15 protein-coding genes and 1 pseudogene are annotated in these 18,182 nt (G+C 64.8%); 7 read left to right on the plus strand and 9 right to left on the minus strand.

Features of this window, described 5'->3' with window-relative positions; genetic code table 11:
- Positions 1–211 precede the first annotated feature (211 nt).
- Positions 212–667: pseudogene (locus KUW00_RS04265) on the minus strand (tetratricopeptide repeat protein); the annotation flags it as partial.
- Positions 668–925: 258 nt separating this feature from the next.
- Here KUW00_RS04265 and KUW00_RS04270 point away from each other — a divergent pair.
- Positions 926–1,957 (plus strand): NADP(H)-dependent aldo-keto reductase, encoded by a 1,032-nt coding sequence (locus tag KUW00_RS04270; protein WP_222568289.1) that lies wholly within the window; start codon positions 926–928, stop codon positions 1,955–1,957.
- A 175-nt stretch (positions 1,958–2,132) separates the two neighbouring features.
- On the plus strand, positions 2,133–2,909 hold the full coding sequence (gene yaaA, locus KUW00_RS04275; RefSeq protein ID WP_222568290.1) for a peroxide stress protein YaaA: 777 nt from the start codon (positions 2,133–2,135) through the stop codon (positions 2,907–2,909).
- Positions 2,910–3,034: 125 nt separating this feature from the next.
- On the opposite strand, the gene KUW00_RS04280 is transcribed toward yaaA, so the two are convergent.
- The gene (locus KUW00_RS04280; RefSeq protein ID WP_045991357.1) at positions 3,035–3,616 is read right to left on the minus strand and encodes an isochorismatase family protein; all 582 of its coding nucleotides are present in this window, start codon (positions 3,614–3,616) and stop codon (positions 3,035–3,037) included.
- Between the two features lie 138 nt (positions 3,617–3,754).
- Here KUW00_RS04280 and KUW00_RS04285 point away from each other — a divergent pair, with 138 nt between their 5' ends.
- Positions 3,755–4,600, plus strand: coding sequence for a Tim44 domain-containing protein (locus KUW00_RS04285; protein WP_045991358.1), 846 nt, complete (start codon positions 3,755–3,757; stop codon positions 4,598–4,600).
- A 224-nt stretch (positions 4,601–4,824) separates the two neighbouring features.
- On the opposite strand, the gene KUW00_RS04290 is transcribed toward KUW00_RS04285, so the two are convergent.
- From KUW00_RS04290 to KUW00_RS04305, 4 genes are all read right to left on the minus strand, one after another.
- Positions 4,825–5,661 carry a hypothetical protein gene (locus KUW00_RS04290; protein ID WP_222568291.1) on the minus strand — a complete coding sequence of 279 codons (837 nt, stop codon included), beginning with the start codon at positions 5,659–5,661 and terminating at the stop codon, positions 4,825–4,827.
- A gap of 185 nt (positions 5,662–5,846) precedes the next feature.
- Positions 5,847–6,596, minus strand: coding sequence for a carbonic anhydrase (locus KUW00_RS04295; protein ID WP_261391962.1), 750 nt, complete (start codon positions 6,594–6,596; stop codon positions 5,847–5,849).
- Between the two features lie 174 nt (positions 6,597–6,770).
- The gene (locus tag KUW00_RS04300) at positions 6,771–6,968 is read right to left on the minus strand and encodes a hypothetical protein (protein WP_045991360.1); all 198 of its coding nucleotides are present in this window, start codon (positions 6,966–6,968) and stop codon (positions 6,771–6,773) included.
- A 166-nt stretch (positions 6,969–7,134) separates the two neighbouring features.
- The gene (locus KUW00_RS04305) at positions 7,135–8,598 is read right to left on the minus strand and encodes an aldehyde dehydrogenase family protein (protein WP_222568292.1); all 1,464 of its coding nucleotides are present in this window, start codon (positions 8,596–8,598) and stop codon (positions 7,135–7,137) included.
- A 476-nt stretch (positions 8,599–9,074) separates the two neighbouring features.
- Between KUW00_RS04305 and adhE the strand changes: the two genes are divergently transcribed.
- The 4 genes from adhE (at position 9,075) to KUW00_RS04325 (ending at position 15,068) form a co-directional block, all read left to right on the plus strand.
- Positions 9,075–11,858: a bifunctional acetaldehyde-CoA/alcohol dehydrogenase gene (gene adhE / locus KUW00_RS04310; protein ID WP_222568293.1), complete on the plus strand. Its 2,784-nt coding sequence runs from the start codon at positions 9,075–9,077 to the stop codon at positions 11,856–11,858.
- 274 nt (positions 11,859–12,132) lie between these two features.
- Positions 12,133–13,071 carry a helix-turn-helix domain-containing protein gene (locus KUW00_RS04315; RefSeq protein ID WP_222515717.1) on the plus strand — a complete coding sequence of 313 codons (939 nt, stop codon included), beginning with the start codon at positions 12,133–12,135 and terminating at the stop codon, positions 13,069–13,071.
- Positions 13,072–13,189: 118 nt separating this feature from the next.
- Positions 13,190–14,590, plus strand: a complete 1,401-nt coding sequence (locus KUW00_RS04320; RefSeq protein ID WP_222568294.1) for an amidase — start codon at positions 13,190–13,192, stop codon at positions 14,588–14,590.
- Between the two features lie 106 nt (positions 14,591–14,696).
- Positions 14,697–15,068: a DnaJ family domain-containing protein gene (locus KUW00_RS04325; protein ID WP_108448480.1), complete on the plus strand. Its 372-nt coding sequence runs from the start codon at positions 14,697–14,699 to the stop codon at positions 15,066–15,068.
- A gap of 27 nt (positions 15,069–15,095) precedes the next feature.
- Here KUW00_RS04325 and KUW00_RS04330 read toward each other — a convergent pair whose 3' ends face one another.
- The 3 genes from KUW00_RS04330 to benD all read right to left on the minus strand — a co-directional run bounded on the left by KUW00_RS04330 (position 15,096) and on the right by benD (position 18,135).
- Positions 15,096–15,560, minus strand: coding sequence for a hypothetical protein (locus tag KUW00_RS04330; protein WP_222568295.1), 465 nt, complete (start codon positions 15,558–15,560; stop codon positions 15,096–15,098).
- A gap of 379 nt (positions 15,561–15,939) precedes the next feature.
- Positions 15,940–17,166, minus strand: coding sequence for a benzoate/H(+) symporter BenE family transporter (locus KUW00_RS04335; protein ID WP_222568296.1), 1,227 nt, complete (start codon positions 17,164–17,166; stop codon positions 15,940–15,942).
- A 195-nt stretch (positions 17,167–17,361) separates the two neighbouring features.
- Entirely contained in the window at positions 17,362–18,135 is a 774-nt protein-coding gene (benD, locus tag KUW00_RS04340; RefSeq protein WP_222568297.1) for a benzoate diol dehydrogenase BenD, read from the minus strand.
- Positions 18,136–18,182: the final 47 nt, after the last annotated feature.

Raw genomic sequence — 18,182 nt, forward strand, 5'->3', positions numbered from 1 at the left:
CAGCGGCGGCCAGGGAATCCTGAACCGCCGCTCGTCTCGGCCTCACCGGGACCCGTGCGCGACCCAACCGCCGCGCCTGATACCTCTAGTGTCGCTGTTGGGCTTCCGCTTTGTCCAGCGTGACACCGTCTTGCCTGGCGGACTGCCCCGGAACAGGCTGTCCATTGGCCAGGGCGCTATTGGCCGAACCTGGCGAGGCCTGCCCTGCAGAAGCCAGCACCGCCCAGTAGGCAGCACGCTCTGGATCCACCGGTAGCGACAGCTCACCATCCCGGTAGGCGCGCTCCAGGCGCGCCGCCGCCAACGCATGACCCGCTTCCCCGGCCCGGGCGTACCAGGTCACGGCGTGGTCGTGGCGCGCCGGGTACAGCGCGCAGCCATGTTCGTGGATCTGGCCTGCCTGGTACTGCGCCCTGACGTCCCCGCCATGGGCGGCCTGCAGCACGTAGCGAGCGCCGCGTGCCTTGTCCTGGGGTGCCCGTGACCGGTGAAACAGCATGTGCCCGTACAACGACAGTGCTGCCGGGTGCCCGGCGTCCGCACAGCGTTGAAACAGACGCATGGTCAGCCTCTGGGTTCGCGGCGAGCGGGGCAACCAGCGAGTGTGAAACAACTGCTGGGCCAGACGGTACTCGAGCCGCGTCTTCAGTGACGATGCCTGCTGCATGGCAACAACCTTGAGTCCAAAGGATGGAAGTCGGACCGGACACCTCCTGTGTCGCGGGCGATCTCCTGTTGAATCGACGGTGCCACGGACTCCTCCGCGGCAACGGGGTGGCAAGCATACGCCTGGCCCGATACGGACTCAACCCCCGGGATTTGGCGACCCCTATCGGCCAAAGGTACCATCTCGATGCTTTGCAGCAAAAACGGTCCGGCGGCGGCGCTGCGCCCCCCTGACAAAGGCCTACCAAAAGGAGTCCCCATGCAGATCCGTCCCCTTGGCAACACCGGCATCGACGTCAGTCGCCTGTGCCTTGGAACCATGACCTTCGGCGAGCAGAACACCGAGGCCGAGGCCCATGCCCAGCTCGACCGCGCGGTGGCCTTCGGCGTCAACTTCATCGACGCCGCCGAGATGTACCCGGTGCCACCCAAGGCCGAAACCCAGGGACTGACCGAGAGCTATGTAGGCTCCTGGCTCAAGGGCCGCCAAAGCCGCGACGACGTGGTCATCGCCACCAAGGCTGCCGGCCCCGGTATCAAGCACATCCGCGGCGGACCTCGCCTGACTCGCGCCCATCTTCATGAGGCCATCGACGCAAGCCTTGCACGCCTGAACACCGACTACGTCGATCTCTACCAGCTGCACTGGCCGGACCGTTCGACCAACTTCTTCGGTCGCCTGGGCTATACCCACGACGAGGAAGAGCAGGCCACCGATCTGGAAGAGACACTGTCGGCCCTCAAGGAACTGGTCGATGCAGGCAAGGTACGTGCCGTGGGTCTGTCCAACGAGACCCCCTGGGGCGTGATGCGCTGCCTGCAACTGGCCGAGTCCCTGGGCCTGCCGCGGGTCGCCTCGATACAGACCCCCTACAACCTGCTCAACCGGACCTTCGAGGTGGGGCTGGCCGAGATCGCTCACCGCGAACAGGTAGGACTGCTGGCCTACTCGCCGCTGGCCTTCGGCGTGCTGTCGGGCAAGTATCTGGACGGCGCCCGTCCGCCCGGCGCCCGCCTGACCCTGTGGGACCGCTTCAGCCGCTACAGCTCCGATCAGGCGATCGATGCCACCCGCGCCTACGTCGAACTGGCCCGCGAGCACGCCCTGGACCCGGCCCAGATGGCGCTGGCCTACGTCAACTCGCGCTCCTTCCTGACCAGCAACATCATCGGCGCGACCACCATGGAGCAGCTCGAGAGCAACCTCGCCTCGGAGTCCCTGGTGCTGGCCGACGAAGTCATCGAAGGCATCGAGGCCATCCATCACAGGCTGCCCAACCCCAGCCCCTGAAGCGGCCTCGCCCCCCAGCCCCGGCCTCAAGTAGAGAACAGCGCCTGCCCTTGCCGGCAGGCATGCCCTCTTTACTATGGCGTCCATAGCCTCGCCCTCGTCCCGAGCGGCGGCGGGGCTTGGTACAATGACGGCCACTTGCCAATTTTCCCTACCTGACATCAGGAGCACGCCCATGCTCAGCGTGATCTCTCCGGCCAAGACGCTGGACTTCGAGACCCCGGCCACCACCGATATCCACAGCGAGCCCGACTACCTCGACCGCTCCCGCGAGCTGATCGACATCCTGCGCGACTACAGCCCGGCCCGCATCTCGGAGCTGATGGGCGTCAGCGACAAGATCGCCGGACTCAACGCGGCGCGCTTCGGTCAATGGCAGACCCCGTTCACTCCGGACAACGCCAAGGTCGCCGCCCAGGCCTTCCAGGGCGACGTCTACGTCGGCCTGCAGGCCGACGCCTTCGATGAAGCCGACAACCGCTTCGCCCAGGATCATCTGCGCATCCTGTCGGGCCTCTATGGCCTGCTGCGCCCGCTGGATCTGATCCAGCCCTATCGCCTGGAAATGGGCACCCGTCTGGAAAACGCCAAGGGCAAGGACCTCTACGCCTTCTGGAAGCCGCTGCTGACCGAGGAGCTCGACCGGGCGGTGGCACAGAGCGGAACACCTGTGCTGGTCAACCTGGCCTCCAACGAGTACTTCAAGGCCATCGATGCCAGAAAGCTCAAGGCCGAAGTGGTCACCCCGGTGTTCAAGGACTGGAAGAACGATCGCTACAAGATCATCAGCTTCTACGCCAAGAAGGCCCGGGGACTGATGGCCGCCTGGATGATCCAGCAACGCCTGGACGACAAGGAAGGGCTCAAGGACTTCGACATGGCCGGGTACCGCTTCAATGCCGCCGAGTCCGAGGGTGGCACCCTGGTGTTCACCCGCGACAACCCCGCCTGAGTCGCGCTGCCGCTACGCCGGTAGCATCTCGTCCGTGCGCCGCAGATGGTGCACGGTGCCACCTTTCAGCGATCATGAAGGCGTGGCTTTATTGTCTGGCTTGGCTGGCGCGCCAGCTGTGATCCTCAGGGCGCCAGCCGCAGCGGCCGGGACGCCCTGGGGCGCAGCAGTTCACGATGCACCTCGCGAAAGGTCGCGTCGTCACAGCGTTCCAGCCATTCGTAGGCCACCATGTCGGCGCTGACTTGCCAGGCGCCGGCCTGTCTTGCGCGCTCGCCGGCAAGTCTCGCTTCATCGCTGCGGCGACTGACGCAGCCTTCGACCAGCCAGAACAGCTCGACACCCCGTTCCAGCAGGCCAAGTGCCGTCTGCAGCACACAGATATGGGCTTCGGCCCCGGCAATCACGACCTGACGCGGCGCAGCCGCCTCGAAGGCCTGTGCAATATCGCGCTCCCGGCAGGCGTTGAAGTGACTCTTGGTGAACCAGCGGGTGCTCTGTGGCAGGGCACATTTCAGTCGCGGCTCGGTCGCCCCGAGCCCCTGAGGATACTGCTCGGTCACCCACACAGGCACCTCCAGGCGCTCTGCCACGGCCGCCAGCCAGCCGATCTCGGTGATCGCCTGATCCCCTCTTTCCACCACCGGCATCAATGCCGTCTGCACGTCGACCACCAGCAGCAGACTGTCACTACGTTCGATCAGCATGGGGTCTCCTCGACTTTTCGTTGTACACGGCTTCCCGCGGCGCCCGTTATCGCTAGAATGGACGAGCGACGTGCCTCTGACCACCAGGGTCAAAGGCCCAGACTGGCCAATGCAGGCCGAACTACGGAGATGTCTTCGATGCGTCACCTTCTCGTGATGATCCTTGTCGGCGTGATGGGCTTCGGCCTTGCCGTCGACAGCGCCGACGCCCGCCGCCTGGGTGGCGGCAAGAGTGTTGGTTCCTACTCGCGCCAGGCCAGCCCCAGTGCGACCCAGTCACAGAACACCGCTCGTCCCAACGCCGCCCCGACCGCCGGCAAGAAGAGCGGCCTGATGGGCGGTATGCTCGGCGGTCTGCTGGCCGGCAGCCTCCTCGGCGCGCTGTTCTTCGGCGGCGCCTTCGATGGCCTCGGCATGGTCGACCTGCTGCTGATGGCAGGCGCGGCCTTCCTGCTGTTCAAGCTGCTGGCACGGCGGCGCACGGCCACCGCATCGGCGGGAGGCGGTTCATCCGGCATGCACCGTGAACAGCACCAGAGCTCACCGTTCAACATGCCGGGCTCCGCGGGAGGTCTTGGTGCCCACAGCGCAGGCACTCAGACCGGAGGGCCTCAGGGAGACCCCGCCTGGTTCGACCGTGAACGCTTCCTCGGCGGCGCCAAGGAGCACTTCATGACCCTTCAGCGGGCCTGGGACAACAACGACCTGCCGCGCATCCAGGAGTACGTGACGCCGGAACTCTACAACCTGCTGCGCGAACAGCGGGCCCAGGAGCCGGCCAACAACCAGACCGAAATCGTGCGCCTGTTTGCGGAGCTCGGCGGCGTTCAGGAGTTCGCCAACCAGGCCGAGGCGCGGGTGCTGTTCCACGGCGTGCTCAAGGAAAACGGCAGCGAAACCGAGTTCAACGAGACCTGGCACCTGATCCGCGAAATGCGTGACGATGCCCCCTGGTACATCCAGGGCATCGAGCAGAACGGCTGATCATCGTCGCTGCCTGCCGCCCTCAGCGGCGGGCAGTGATGGCCACCCAGCCCACAGATAGGCAACGCAAAAAGGCCGAGATCCTGGATCTCGGCCTTTTTGTGTTTCTGACGGGCTCAAGGGCCGGTGGGTGCTTCTGAAGGCGCCATGAAGGCGCCAAGCCTGACCAAACCGAGCCTGTAGAACCGACGCCCGGAGCAAAAGCCCCGACCAGAAGGTTCGACTTACTGGGCCGCCTCATCGGTCGCCTGCTCGACCTCGTCACCGGCTTCCTCGACCGCCTGACCCGCACTTTCGGCAGCCGCATCGGCCCCCTGTTCGGCGTCACCGGCCATATCGCTCAGGGCATTCTGGGCGTCCTCTGCCAGATTGCTCATGCCCTCCATGGCCTCGTTGGCCTGCTCTTGCACGGCATCGGCAGCATCACCCAGCGCTTCCTGAGCGTCGTCGACCAGGTTGGAGGCTCCTGCGGCAGCCTCGTCGGCCTGCTGTTCGGCATCGGCAGCGGTTTCGTCCATCGCCTGCTCGGCGTCCTCGGCCTGCTGCTCGGCATCGGCGGCGGCTTCATCCATCGCCTGTTCAGCGTCGGCAGCAGTTTCATCCATCGCCTGCTCCGCCTCTTCGGCCTGCTGTTCGGCATCGGCAGCGGCTTCATCCATCGCCTGTTCAGCGTCGGCAGCAGTTTCATCCATCGCCTGCTCCGCCTCTTCGGCCTGCTGTTCGGCATCGGCAGCGGCTTCATCCATCGCCTGCTCAGCGTCGTCGGCGGTCTCGCTCATCGCCTCTCCGGCGTCCTCGGCCTGCTGCTCCGCTTCGGCGGCGGCTTCATCCATCGCCTGCTCGGCATCGTCGGCGGTCTCGCTCATCGCCTCTCCGGCGTCCTCGGCCAACTGCTCCGCTTCGGCGGCGGTCTCCTGCGCCTGCTCTTCCACCGCTTCGCGTGCATCGTCCACCTGAGCGCCAGCGTCTTCGGCCGCGTCGTCCTCGCAACCCGCCAGTACCAGCATCATGGACGCCACAGCGCTGGCCAGGGCCAGACGACGAAACATTCCTTGCTTCATGAAGCACCTCCAGGAGAAAAATTTGTAACTTCCCCGTTTACATTAGAGTGACAATCGCGACTTGGCTAGTACCGACGGCATCAATGATGCCATGCAAGTGCCGGCCCGGACCCAGCGCAGCAGCGCCGACGACGTCCGGGAGCGATGCTTATCACCATGTGACAAGGTGTTGTCGAGAGACGGAACTACTTGAGTGGCACTCTGGCATTCAGAGGCTGCAGCGGCCGGTTATTGGCGTCCCCGATCGCAGCAGAGAACGACTCGACCTGCTCAGATGAAATATCCTGCGTGCTCTGCATGATCACCCAGCGGACGCCTTCGGAGCAGGGTGGAGTGGTCAAGGAACCGTTCAGGCGATAGTAGTCATGCTGGGCCGGCAACATCTGCGTGAAGTTCACGGTATCGGCTACGTCGGCATGTTCACCGGCGGTATCCGGCAGGCTATCGGCAAGCGAGCGCAATGCTGCATTTTCCTCGCCTTCCTCGAACAGCACCGTGACCACCGCCAGATTGCCGTCCTTGTCGCTGTGCACCAGGTGCGCTTCCAGCGGGAAACGTTGTCCGTCTACCGTGTGCTCGGAAGGCGCGTGAAAGTGCATCTGCTGCAGGGTGAAGAGATCCCCATCAAGCGTCAGCGTGTTGCCCTCGGGGGAGGCTACCTGCACCGTGTGGCCATTGTTGAAGACCCTGGTCCCGGTGGTCGCGTAATCAAGTTGTAGCGGTGGAAGTTCGGCATCGATAGCGCTATCGATATCGACGGGCGACTGGTTGCGACCCAGACCACACATACTGAAGTCGTTGTCGATGTCAGCCCAGTGGGCAGGTCCCGTGTCTCCCGTGTAGGACCAGTGTGACGTTTCGGGCGCGGCGGCCATTACTGCCTGGGACATCATCAGGCCGCTCAGTGCCGCCGCGATCTTGATCCGCTTGATCATGAAACAACTCCGTTGCACACAGAAAAGGCCTGCCCCTGGGGACAGACCTCTTATCCTGATACTCCTCAGCGGCGAAGACAGGCGACATCACCGACCCACAAGGTCAGTGTGAGCAGACCCGTCCTTCACGCTGCCTCTCTCGGCATAGCGCCGCTGACGGTGACGCCTGTCACATCAGTTGGTGGCTTCCTCGGCCGACTCTTCCATCTCTTCGCCCATGTCTTCCATGGACTCACCGGCATCCTCGACCGCCTGATCCATTTCCTCGCCGGCCTGCTCGGCAGGGCCTTCCTCTTCGCAGGCGGCCAGACCACCCGCCATCATCGCGATCACGAAAGCCATTCCGAAACGACGCATCATGCTGTTTTTCATAACATCTCCTTGTCTAAGACGTTGGTCGTGATTCCCTTTCACCCTAGCGCTGTCGGTTGACCCTGGCCAGGGTCCAGGGACGCTCACAGAGGGTTCAATCCACAACCCTAAGTCTACTTGACTCTAGCAGGCGGCACGCGCTTCGCACCGTATCCGAGGGAAACCATCAGAAGGGATAGTCGCGAGGCTCGTGCTGGACGCTGACCCATTGCACGGTTGTCATCTCGTTCAGCACCCAGTCGCCGTTGAAGCGGCCGATCCCGGAATTCTTCTCTCCACCGAACGGCATGTGTGGTTCGTCGTTCACCGGCATGTCATTGACGTGCACCATTCCCGACTCTATCTGGCGTGCCACCCGTTCGCCGCGCGCCGGACAACCGCTGAAGACCGCTGCGGAGAGACCATACTCGGTGGCATTGGCGATGCGTATCGCCTCGGCCTCACCGTCGGCCTTGATGATGCCGGCGATCGGACCAAAGGTCTCGTTGCAGGCCAGGTCCATCTCTTCGCTGACATGGCTGAACACCCAGGGATGCAGGCAAGGGCCTTCAAGAGAGCCCTCGAGCGCCACCCGGGCACCAGACTCACGGGCCCTGTCGATGGTGTCCTTCAGCCCGTCTAGCTGTTGATCGTTGATGATCGGTCCGATGACGGTATGTGCGTCGGAGGGGTCCCCGACCTTGAGCCCCTTGACCCGCTCGACGAAGCGCTCGACAAAGGCGTCGTGGATCGACGCATCGACGATGATACGGTTGATGGCGATGCAGATCTGGCCCTGATGCATGAACTTGCCGACCACCGCCGCCCGTACGGCCCGGTCGATGTCAGCGTCATCGAGCACCACAAAGGGACTGTTGCCGCCGAGTTCCAGTGCCACTGGCTTGATATGTTCTCCGCCGACCGCCCCCTTGGCGATCTGTCGGCCCACCTCGGTGGAACCGGTGAAGGAGATAAGCTTGGCGAGCCGATGTCCGACCAGCGGGTCGCCGAGCTCGCTGCCAGCACCAACCAGAACACTGAGGAGCCCCTTCGGCAGCCCCGCTTCCTCGTAAAGCCGTGCCAGCAGCAATCCACCGGTCAAGGGGGTATCGCTGGCAGGCTTGAGCACCACGGCGTTACCCAGCGCAAGGGCGGGGCCGATGGTGCGCTGGGTCAGGTGGAAGGGAAAGTTCCAGGGACTGATCACGCCAATCACGCCCAGAGGCTTGCGATAGACCCGATGGTCCTTGCCCGGGACGCTCGAAGCGGCAGTGGTACCTTGCACGCGAGTGGCCATGGCGGCGGCTTCGAGCGACATCTCCCAGGCGTTGTTCCACTCGAGTTCGGCCTTGATGCGAGTGCTGCCCGACTCGCGGATGAGCCACTCGACCAGCTCATCCTTGCGCTCTTCCATCAGTTCGGCGACACGGCGCAGTACAGCCGCTCTGTGGGTAGCGCTGGTATCCGCCCACTGCCGTTGCGCTTGGTCTGCCGCATCAAAGGCACGCTCGACGTCGGAGCAATCTGCCTGGGTGATCTCCACCAGTTGTTTCTGGTGGTAGGGGTCCATCACCTTGAGCGACTCGCCGGAACTTCCAGCCCTCCATTCACCGGCGATCGGCTGCAGATGAAGATCCTTGAGGCTCCACATAACGACTCCTTTCGTCCTGTATAGCTTTCGTCCAACTATCGTCACACAAGGCTAGTCAACCACCACTCGGGTCGCAAGACCCGTCGGAGTGACGATTTGTGTCCTGACATTATTGCCAATGGCCTCTCCTGACCGAGGTGGGGCCTACCTCTCTTCCTCCACGTGGGGCTCGGCTGAAGCGCCCGCCCTACCCCAGCCCACGGATAGGCCGGGCTGATGCTTGCGATCATCATGATGTTCGAATCAGCGGAATACCGGCAACAAAGCTGACCCCTGTCAGCAGAGCTGAATCGAGACAGCCATAGACTGAATCTCGACGGGAAGACATCAAGCCACTTTTCAAGCCGCTTTGCTCCTCAAGCTCGCCGACGCCCGAGCCAGGCACATGCCCAGCTTCGAGCAACAGGCGCTGCACACGCCAAGGAGGTTTCGCAGGTCGCTTTTTCTTTCCTTAGTCATGTTACTGGAGGCCAATGATGGCTGTTACCAACCTCGCTGAACTCGACGCTCTCGTCGCCAGGGTCAAGGCCGCGCAACGGGTCTTTGCCAGCTTCTCTCAAGAGAAGGTCGATGCGATCTTTCGCGCCGCCTCGCTTGCCGCCAACCAGGCCCGCATACCGCTGGCCCGCCAGGCGGTGGAAGAGACCGCCATGGGCGTGCTCGAGGATAAGGTGATCAAGAACCACTTTGCCTCGGAGTTCATCTACAACAAGTACAAGGACGACAGGACCTGCGGCGTCATCGCTACCCACGATGAAGCCGGCACCATGACCATCGCCGAGCCGGTGGGCCTGATCTGCGGCATCATCCCCACCACCAACCCCACCTCCACGGCCATCTTCAAGGCGCTGATCTCGCTGAAGACCCGCAACGGCATCATCTTCTCGCCCCACCCGCGCGCACGTCACTGCACCAACGCCGCCGCGAAGCTGGTGCTGGAGGCGGCGGTGGCTGCCGGTGCACCACAGGACATCATCGGCTGGATCGACCAGCCCTCGGTGGCGCTGTCCGAGGCCCTGATGAAGCACGAGGGCATCAACCTGATCCTGGCCACCGGCGGGCCCGGCATGGTCAAGGCGGCCTACTCCTCGGGCAAGCCGGCCATCGGTGTGGGTGCCGGCAACGTGCCGGTGGTGATCGACGAGAGCGCGGACATCAAGCGGGCGGTGGCCTCGATCCTGATGTCCAAGACCTTCGACAATGGCGTGGTGTGCGCCTCGGAGCAGGCGGTGATCGTGCTCGAAGAGGTCTACGACGAGGTGCGTGAACGCTTCGCCTCCCACGCGGCCTACCTGCTGTCCGCCGACGAGGCCGACCAGGTCCGTCAGGTGCTTCTGAAAAATGTCGCGCTGAATGCCGCCATCGTCGGCCAGTCGGCGGCGACCATCGCCGGACTCGCCGGCATCGAGGTGCCGGCCGACACCAAGATCCTGATCGGCGAGGGCGAACGGGTCAGCATCGACGACGCCTTTGCCCACGAAAAGCTGTCACCGACATTGGGCATGTTCCGCGCCAGTTCCTTCGAGGACGCGGTGGACCAGGCCTGCACCATGGTCGAGTTTGGCGGCATCGGCCATACCTCGGGGCTCTACACCGACCAGGACACCCAGCAGTCGCGTATCCGCTACTTCGGCGACCGCCTCAAGACCGCGCGCATCCTGGTCAATATCCCTACCTCCCACGGCGGCATCGGCGACATGTACAACTTCGACATGGCGCCCTCGCTGACCCTCGGCTGCGGTTCCTGGGGCGGCAACTCGATCTCCGAAAATGTAGGTCCCAAGCACCTGATCAACACCAAGACCGTGGCCAAGCGGGCGGAAAACATGCTGTGGCACAAGCTCCCCGAATCGATCTACTTCCGTCGCGGCAGCCTGTCGGTGGCGCTGACCGACCTCAAGGACAAGAAGCGCGCCTTTATCGTCACCGACCGCTTCCTGTTCAACAACGGCTACGCCGATGAGCTGATGGCCCTGCTCAAGGGCCTCGGCATGGAGGTCCACACCTTCTACGACGTCGAGGCCGACCCCACCATGTCGATCGTCGACAAGGGCGCCGAGGCCATGGCCAGCTTCCAGCCCGACGTGATCCTGGCGCTCGGCGGCGGCTCGCCGATGGACGCCGCCAAGATCATGTGGGTCAAGTACGAGCACCCGGACGTGCACTTCCAGGACCTGGCGATGCGCTTCATGGACATCCGCAAGCGGATCTACCAGTTCCCCACCATGGGCGAAAAGGCCAGCCTGGTGTGCATCCCCACCACCTCCGGAACCGGCTCCGAGGTCACGCCTTTCGCGGTGGTTACCGATGACGCCACCGGCATCAAGTACCCGCTGGCGGACTATCAGCTGACCCCGGACATGGCCATCGTCGATGCCAACCTGGTGATGAAGATGCCCCGCTCGCTGACCGCCTTCGGGGGTTATGACGCCGTGACCCACGCGCTGGAGGCCTACGTCTCGGTGCTGGCCAACGAGTTCTCCGACGGTCACGCGCTGCAGGCGCTGAAGCTGCTGAAGCAATACCTGCCGGCCAGCTACCGTGAGGGCGAGCGCAACGCCGTGGCCCGCGAGAAGGTCCACAGTGGCGCCAGCATCGCCGGCATGGCCTTCGCCAATGCCTTCCTTGGCGTGTGCCACTCCATGGCCCACAAGCTCGGCGCCGAGTTCCACCTGCCCCATGGCCTGGCCAATGCGCTGCTGATCACCAACGTGGTGCGCTTCAACGCCAACGACAACCCGACCAAGCAGACCGCCTTCTCCCAGTACGACCGGCCCAAGGCGCGCAGCCGCTACGCCGAGATCGCCGATCACCTGGGGCTGTCCCTGGCCGGCGACCGCACCGCCCAGAAGGTCGAGCGCCTGATCAACTGGCTCGATGAGCTCAAGCGCGAGCTGGACATCCCCGCCTCGATCAAGGAAGCCGGCGTCCCCGAGTCCGACTTCCTGGCCAAGCTCGATGAAGTGGCCGCGGAAGCCTTCGATGACCAGTGCACCGGCGCCAACCCGCGCTACCCCTTGATCAGCGAGCTCAAGGAAGTGCTGCGAGCGTGCTACTACGGGGAGGTCTATGTGGAGGGCGAGATCTTCGCCGGCACCACCGTGATCAAGAAGAGCGAAGCGCGCGCGCCGGCCCGGGCGCTTGCCGATGACCCTGCCAAGGCCCCGGAAAAGGCCGGACAGAACGCCAGGAACGAAGCGAGCACACCCACCGGCAAGCCGGCTGGCCGCAAGGCGAAAAAGGAGAAGGCCGACGCCTGAGCCCAAGCTAGCGCCAGAGCCCTTGGCAGGGCTTGATCGAAAGGGGTCCCGCCACGACCACAGCCCCCGCGAGAGCGATCTCGCGGGGGCTGTTGCGTCTCGCAAACAGTCACCAGTGCTTATCCCCTGCGCTAAGGGCCCAACCGGCGTGCATGCAGCCACCAAACCCGCCTGCGCTATGCCTGTGCTATACCTGCGCTATAGTGTCGGGACGATGGCTGCATCAATGTCCATTTTGAGACCCTGTGGCCGCCCCGCCCGGAAGGACACCCGCATGACGGCCGCCTTTACCACCCGACAGATCGACTCCCGAGAGCGCTTCGCCTTCTGGCACGACGTCGTCTGCAGCCACTGCATTCCAGCCGACAGCCAATGCCTCGACGAACGGCCCTTCCATGGCAGTCTCAACGTCAGGCAATACGGCGACGTCGCCATCAGTACCATGGCCGCCTCTTCCCACCGCTGGCGCCGGCAGTCACACCACCTGTCCCGCGACAGCGACGATGACCTGTGGCTCGGCTTTCTCGAGAACGCCACGGCCAGACTCGACCAGGATCAGCGGCGTATCGCCATCGGGCCCGGCGACCTGGTGCTGTACGATGCCTGCCGCCCGTTCGAATGGTGCCTGAGCGCCAGCGCGCTTCATCTGGTGCGCCTTCCTCGGGCGCCCTTGATGCGTCGCCTGACCTCCACCGAGCCGCTGACCGCGCGACCTATCCCGGCGACCTTGCCCGGCGCCACCTCTTTGAAGGCGTTGATCCGAGACGGCGCCCGGCTAGACGCCGAAGCGTCGTCGATCGGGCTCGGCGAGGCGATGGTCGATCTGGCGGCTCTGGTGCTCGAGGGGCTGGGCGGCGCTGGCGACAGTCGCAATGACGCGCTCTACCGACGCCTTTGCCACTACCTTCGACAACAGCACCAGGACCCGTCCCTGAGCCTCGATCGCATCGCCCGGGACAACCATGTCTCTCGGCGCACCCTCACCCGGCTGTTCGCTCAGCACGGTCACACCCCCATGGCAGTCCTGTGGGCGATTCGCCTGGAGCAGAGTCGCGCCACCCTGCGGGCAGGTGGTATCCGCAGCGTCACCGAGGTCGCCCTGGAGCATGGCTTCACCAGTGTCTCCCATTTCAGCCGTAGCTTCCGTCAGGCCTACGGTCATCCGCCCTCTACCTTGCTGCAAGCAGGTCGCCACGCACCCGAGACGATGTGACCCCACCAGCTCGCTCTGGCCCTCTCGGGCCACCGCTTGGCCCGTTCAGGCAAACCTGAGTCCCACGCCCTGCCTACCCTGAAGGTGAGCGTCTTCTCTCACCATCAGGATGACAACAATGACAGACCATCCGCTGCACTTTGACGGCCTTATCGAGGTCGGCCGTCGAATCCAGTCCAGGGAACTGAGCGCCGTCGAGGTCACTCGAACCATGCTCGAGCGCATCGACAGCGTCGATACCACCCTGAACAGCTTTGTCACCGTCATGGCCGACAGTGCACTTGAACAGGCCGCCCAGGCGGACCGCGATCTGGCCGCTGGCATCCACAAGGGGCCGCTTCAGGGTGTTCCAGTGGCCGTCAAGGATCTGCTGTGGACAGCGGGGACCCGGACGACCCACGGCATGCCCCTGCACCGTGACCACGTGCCCCGGGAAACGGCCAGCGTGGTCACACGCCTCGACCAGGCCGGGGCCGTGCTGCTAGGCAAGCTGCAGCAGACCGAAGGCGCCTTCGCCGATCACCACCCCGACATCACGCCGCCCACCAACCCCTGGGGCGAGGCTTTGTGGTCAGGCGCCTCGTCCAGCGGTTCCGGCGTGGCCACCGCCGCCGGGCTGTGCTTTGGCTCGCTGGGCACCGACACCGGTGGCTCGATTCGCTTCCCCTCCGCGGCCAACGGCGTCACCGGCCTCAAGCCGAGCTGGGGCCGAGTCAGCCGACACGGCGCCTTCGAGCTGGCGGCCTCGATGGACCACATCGGGCCGATCGCCCGCAGCGCCGCCGATGCAGGGGCGCTGCTTGGCGTTATTGCCGGTGCCGACGAACGTGACCCTACCGCCGTTCCCCTCGCCGTGCCGGATTACCTGGCCAGCATGACGCGAGGCCTGAAGGGTGTGCGTATCGGGCTCGACCCTCGCTGGGCCATCGAAGCGGTGGATACCGAAACCCGCGGCGTCCTCGAACAAGTCGTGTCCACGCTGGGACAGCTCGGTGCCGTGATCGAGGAAATCGACTTCCCCGACACCCAGCAGGCGGTATTCGACTGGGCGCCACTGTGCGGCGTGGAGACCGCCGTCGCCCATGCCGAGACCTTCCCCAGCCAGCGCGAAGCGTACGGCCCTGGTCTTGCTGGTCTGATCGACCTGGGCCGCGCCCAGAGCGCCATGGACCACCAGCAACGACTGCTGCGCCGGGCCGAGTTCAAGGGCCGGGTCGATCGCCTCTTGGCCAGTGTCGACCTGCTGATCGCCCCGGTCACCGCCTACGCCGCCCCGTCGATGGCCTTCATGGAGAAGTTCGGCGAGGATGAAGCGCTGTTTTCCGGCATGCTGCGCTATACCTGTCCTTTCGACCTGAGCGGGCACCCGACCATTACCCTGCCGGCGGGCTTCAGCCAGCAGGGCGGGCCCATCGCCTTCCAGTTCATCGCACCGATGTTCAATGAAGCGATGCTGGTACGCGCTGGCTGGGCCTTCCAGCAGGTCACCGACTGGCATCGTCGACATCCAGAGCTGTAGCCCTCGCGCCTTCCTTCTCTTGATGGCTCCCGCTGGCGGGTGATGGGAGCGCTCCGATGGCCTAAAGTCGGGTCAACAGGACCGCTTTACGCCACGAGGTGCTCCCATGTCCCTGCTCGATCAACTGGCCGAGGCACGTATCCAGAAGGCGCAGCAGGAAGGCGCCTTCGACGACCTGCCGGATCACGGCAAGCCCATCGAACTCGACGACGACAGCATGATTCCCGAGGCGCTGCGGGCAGGCTACCGACTGCTGAAGAACTCAGGCTATCTGCCCCCGGAGCTTCAGCTTCAGCGCGAGATTCGTGAGGTGGAAGACCTGCTGGCGCAGACACAGGAAGCCGCCGAGCGAAGCGCTTGCGAGAAACGCCTGCGCCTTCTGCGCGCACGGCTTGGCGAAAGCGGGCGAGGTGCCAGTCGGCTTCTTGAGCTGGGGCGCTATCATGACCGGCTGCTGGAGAAGTGGGAGGGAGACTGACCCTGCGGTTACCGTCAGTACGGTGCGCTAGCGTGAGTCCGACCGGGTATTCAACGGGACGTCGCGTTGGCGCCAGCGCCGTGACCGCCACAGCCCCAGCGCCAGCAAGACACCGGCGGCGATGACCGGCAGCATGGGAGGCGACGCCGGTGTCCTGAGGGCGACCCCGATCTGAGCGTAGAGCGAGGTCGCACACAGCACAAAGCCGGCCAGCGGCACCGTCCAGGTCGCCCAGTCGGCCCCCCGCCGAAACGGCCCCCACAGCAGCACACCGACCAGCATCGCCACGCTGAGACAGGCGCCCCCCAGGGCGTGCATCAGCGCCAGCAGGACCTGCCGGGTGCCTGGAGCGACCGACTCCCAGTCGAGCCCCATGGCGGCGGCATGGTAGGGCATGAATTCGCTGCGGCCGAGATAGACCAGACCAAAGGCGATCAGAATCAGGGTCGCCAGCGCATGGCAGGCGAGAGCACTTCTTGAATACGGGGTCACGGCGGTTTCCTGGTGATTCGAGCGAGTACAGCGGACATCTTTGCCTAGGGCTTGTCTGAAAAGTGCCTGCACTCGGTAATACGGCGTTAAAAATCGGATCAAAATGCTCATTTACACTCCGTAAACTGCGCTTTCTCACCGATTTTTGCCTTGTCTAACCTTCGCTCGTCGACTTTTCGGACAGCGCCCAAATAGGGCTCCGCCGATGATAGCCGGCAACTTTGTCACCCCGCGCTCCCACCCTGACGCCGCGATCGTTTCAGCACACTAATCCGACGGTATCAGACGGCCGCAGGTCAGGCTCACCGACGGTGCTGACATCGATGAATTCGCGACGCTCGAGCGCCATCCGGCCTGGGACCATGCATCACCGCCATCGTCAGGCTGCGGCGCGTCCACCATGCAGCAACCTGACCGCCAGCATGCCGATCACCACCCCCCAGAAGGCCGCGCCAAGACCGAACAGACTCATGCCCGAGGCCGTCACCATAAAGGCGATCACCGAGGCCTCGCGGTGGCCCTCGGCGGCGATCATGGCGGCCAGATTGCTGGTGATCGCACCGATCAAGGCAAGCCCCGCCAGTACCGCCACAAAGGCGCCGGGCAAGGAAGTGAAGAGCGCCACAATAGTGCCGGCGAACAGCCCGCCGACCAGATAGAAGACGCCGTTGGCGACCCCGGCGACGTAGCGACGACCCGGGTCCTGGTGGGCATCCTTGCCGGTGCACAGCGCGGCGGTGATGGCCGCGATCACCGTGGTGATGCCGCCAAAGCAGGCGGTGGCGAAGGAGGTCAGGCTGGCCACCGTCAGGATCGGCCGAGCCCTGGTGCGATAGCCCGCCGCATGCAGGATCGCCATTCCCGGCAGGAACTGGCCGGTCAGGCTCACCACCACCAGCGGCAACGCCAGGCTCAGGGTGCTGGTGATGGTCCACTCGGGAGCGATAAAGCGGGGAATCGCCAGGTGCACACCGACGCCGGCGAGACTCGCGCCTTCCAGCACCACGGCGAGCACCACACCGGTGATCAGCAACAGGATCAGGCAATAGCGCGGCGCCAGCCGCTTGAACACCAGATAGGCCAGCAACATGCCGACGGCGAGCCAGGGCGAGGTCTCGATGGCCGCAAAGGCGCCCAGGCCAAACTGGAACAGGATGCCCGCCATCATGCCGGCGGCCACACCCGACGGAATCAGCGCCATCAATCGGTCGAAGCTGCCGGTGACACCGATGATCAGCATCAGCACCGCCGCCGTCAGGTAGGCGCCTACCGCCTCGCCCAGCGACAGCTCCGGGAACAGGGTGATCAGCAGCGCCGTCCCCGGCGCCGACCAGGCCGTCACCACCGGCACCCTGAGCCACAGGCTCAGGACGATGCCCGACACCGCCGCCCCCAACGAAATGGCCCACACCCAGGAGGTCATCATCTCGGGTGAGATATCCGCCGCCGCACCGGCCTGGAAGAAGATCGCCAGCGGCCCCGAGTAGGAAATCAGCACCGCGACAAAGCCTGCCGTCACCGCCGACAGCGACAGGTCACGAAAAAGGGACGACCCCGCAGCCGCCCCTTGGGGTGCGGTTACGGTATCGGAGTCGGTCCGGCGCATGGGCTGGCTCCTTGATGATGGCGTCGATGTCCGGCCAGGAATGTCAGCTGGTGGGTCCCCTGGCGACGTCGACGGAAGACAAAAAAGGCCCGGCACGCGGCCAGGCCAAGGAGGATACAAGATTCACCACGCCGTCCCGGTGCCCGCAGGTACAGCGGGATGCAAGCTGGGTCCACGTCACGCGGCATCAACCGGCTAGCCCAGGTCGCCGCCGGCCACCGGCACCACCGTGCCGGTGATATAGCTGGCGTCGCGGGAGGCCAGAAACAGGATCGGCCCGACCTGCTCGTCCAGGGTGCCGTAGCGGTGCATCAGGCTCGACGCCAGGGTCTGGTCGATCAACTGCTGGTACCACCGTTTGTCCTGTTCGCTCTGGGGCTCGGCGTTGCGCGGCGTCAGCCGGGGCGGCGCCTCGGTGCCGCCGGGGGCGGTGGCGTTGACCCGTACGCCGTGCTCGGCCATCTCGATGGCCAGCGCCACGGTCATGGCGTTCACCCCGCCCTTGGCCGAAGCGTAGGGCACCCGATTGACCCCGCGGGTGGCCACCGAGGAGACATTGACGATATTGCCGCCGCTATCGATCAGGTGAGGCAGCGCCGCACGACAGCACCACAGCGTCGGAAACAGCGAGCGACGCACCTCGGCCTCGACCTGCTCCGGGCTGTAGTGGCTGTAGGGCTTGGCCCAGATGGTCCCGCCGACGTTGTTGACCAGTACGTCCAGTCGCCCGAAGCGCTCGATGGCGCTCTTGATGGCGCTCTCGGCGCCCTCCCAGGTCTCCAGATCGGCGTTCAGGGCAAGGACCTCGACTCCCTGCTCGCCAAGCTCGCGGGCCACCTGGTGGACATGTTCGGCACGATCGACCAGCACCAGGGCAGCGCCCTCGTCACCGGCCCGCTCGGCCAGACGCCGCCCGATCCCCTGGGCGGCGCCGGTGATCAGCATCACCTGTCCTTCGAATCGCTTCATGTTGCTGTCCTTCTGCTGTCGGATGCGGTGGGTGAAGTGGCCACGGC

The sequence above is a fragment of the Halomonas sp. DP5N14-9 genome, from assembly GCF_019802175.1.
GTDB classification, from domain to species: Bacteria; Pseudomonadota; Gammaproteobacteria; order Pseudomonadales; family Halomonadaceae; genus Halomonas; species Halomonas litopenaei.

Bases quoted from the DNA above. Each gene is read 5' to 3' on its own strand.
- KUW00_RS04270 (WP_222568289.1), top strand. From the start codon at position 926: ATGCAGATCCGTCCCCTTGGCAACACCGGCATCGACGTCAGTCGCCTG.
- yaaA (WP_222568290.1), top strand. From the start codon at position 2,133: ATGCTCAGCGTGATCTCTCCGGCCAAGACGCTGGACTTCGAGACCCCG.
- KUW00_RS04280 (WP_045991357.1), bottom strand. From the start codon at position 3,616: ATGCTGATCGAACGTAGTGACAGTCTGCTGCTGGTGGTCGACGTGCAG.
- KUW00_RS04285 (WP_045991358.1), top strand. From the start codon at position 3,755: ATGCGTCACCTTCTCGTGATGATCCTTGTCGGCGTGATGGGCTTCGGC.
- KUW00_RS04290 (WP_222568291.1), bottom strand. From the start codon at position 5,661: ATGAAGCAAGGAATGTTTCGTCGTCTGGCCCTGGCCAGCGCTGTGGCG.
- KUW00_RS04295 (WP_261391962.1), bottom strand. From the start codon at position 6,596: ATGATCAAGCGGATCAAGATCGCGGCGGCACTGAGCGGCCTGATGATG.
- KUW00_RS04300 (WP_045991360.1), bottom strand. From the start codon at position 6,968: ATGAAAAACAGCATGATGCGTCGTTTCGGAATGGCTTTCGTGATCGCG.
- KUW00_RS04305 (WP_222568292.1), bottom strand. From the start codon at position 8,598: ATGTGGAGCCTCAAGGATCTTCATCTGCAGCCGATCGCCGGTGAATGG.
- adhE (WP_222568293.1), top strand. From the start codon at position 9,075: ATGGCTGTTACCAACCTCGCTGAACTCGACGCTCTCGTCGCCAGGGTC.
- KUW00_RS04315 (WP_222515717.1), top strand. From the start codon at position 12,133: ATGACGGCCGCCTTTACCACCCGACAGATCGACTCCCGAGAGCGCTTC.
- KUW00_RS04320 (WP_222568294.1), top strand. From the start codon at position 13,190: ATGACAGACCATCCGCTGCACTTTGACGGCCTTATCGAGGTCGGCCGT.
- KUW00_RS04325 (WP_108448480.1), top strand. From the start codon at position 14,697: ATGTCCCTGCTCGATCAACTGGCCGAGGCACGTATCCAGAAGGCGCAG.
- KUW00_RS04335 (WP_222568296.1), bottom strand. From the start codon at position 17,166: ATGCGCCGGACCGACTCCGATACCGTAACCGCACCCCAAGGGGCGGCT.
- benD (WP_222568297.1), bottom strand. From the start codon at position 18,135: ATGAAGCGATTCGAAGGACAGGTGATGCTGATCACCGGCGCCGCCCAG.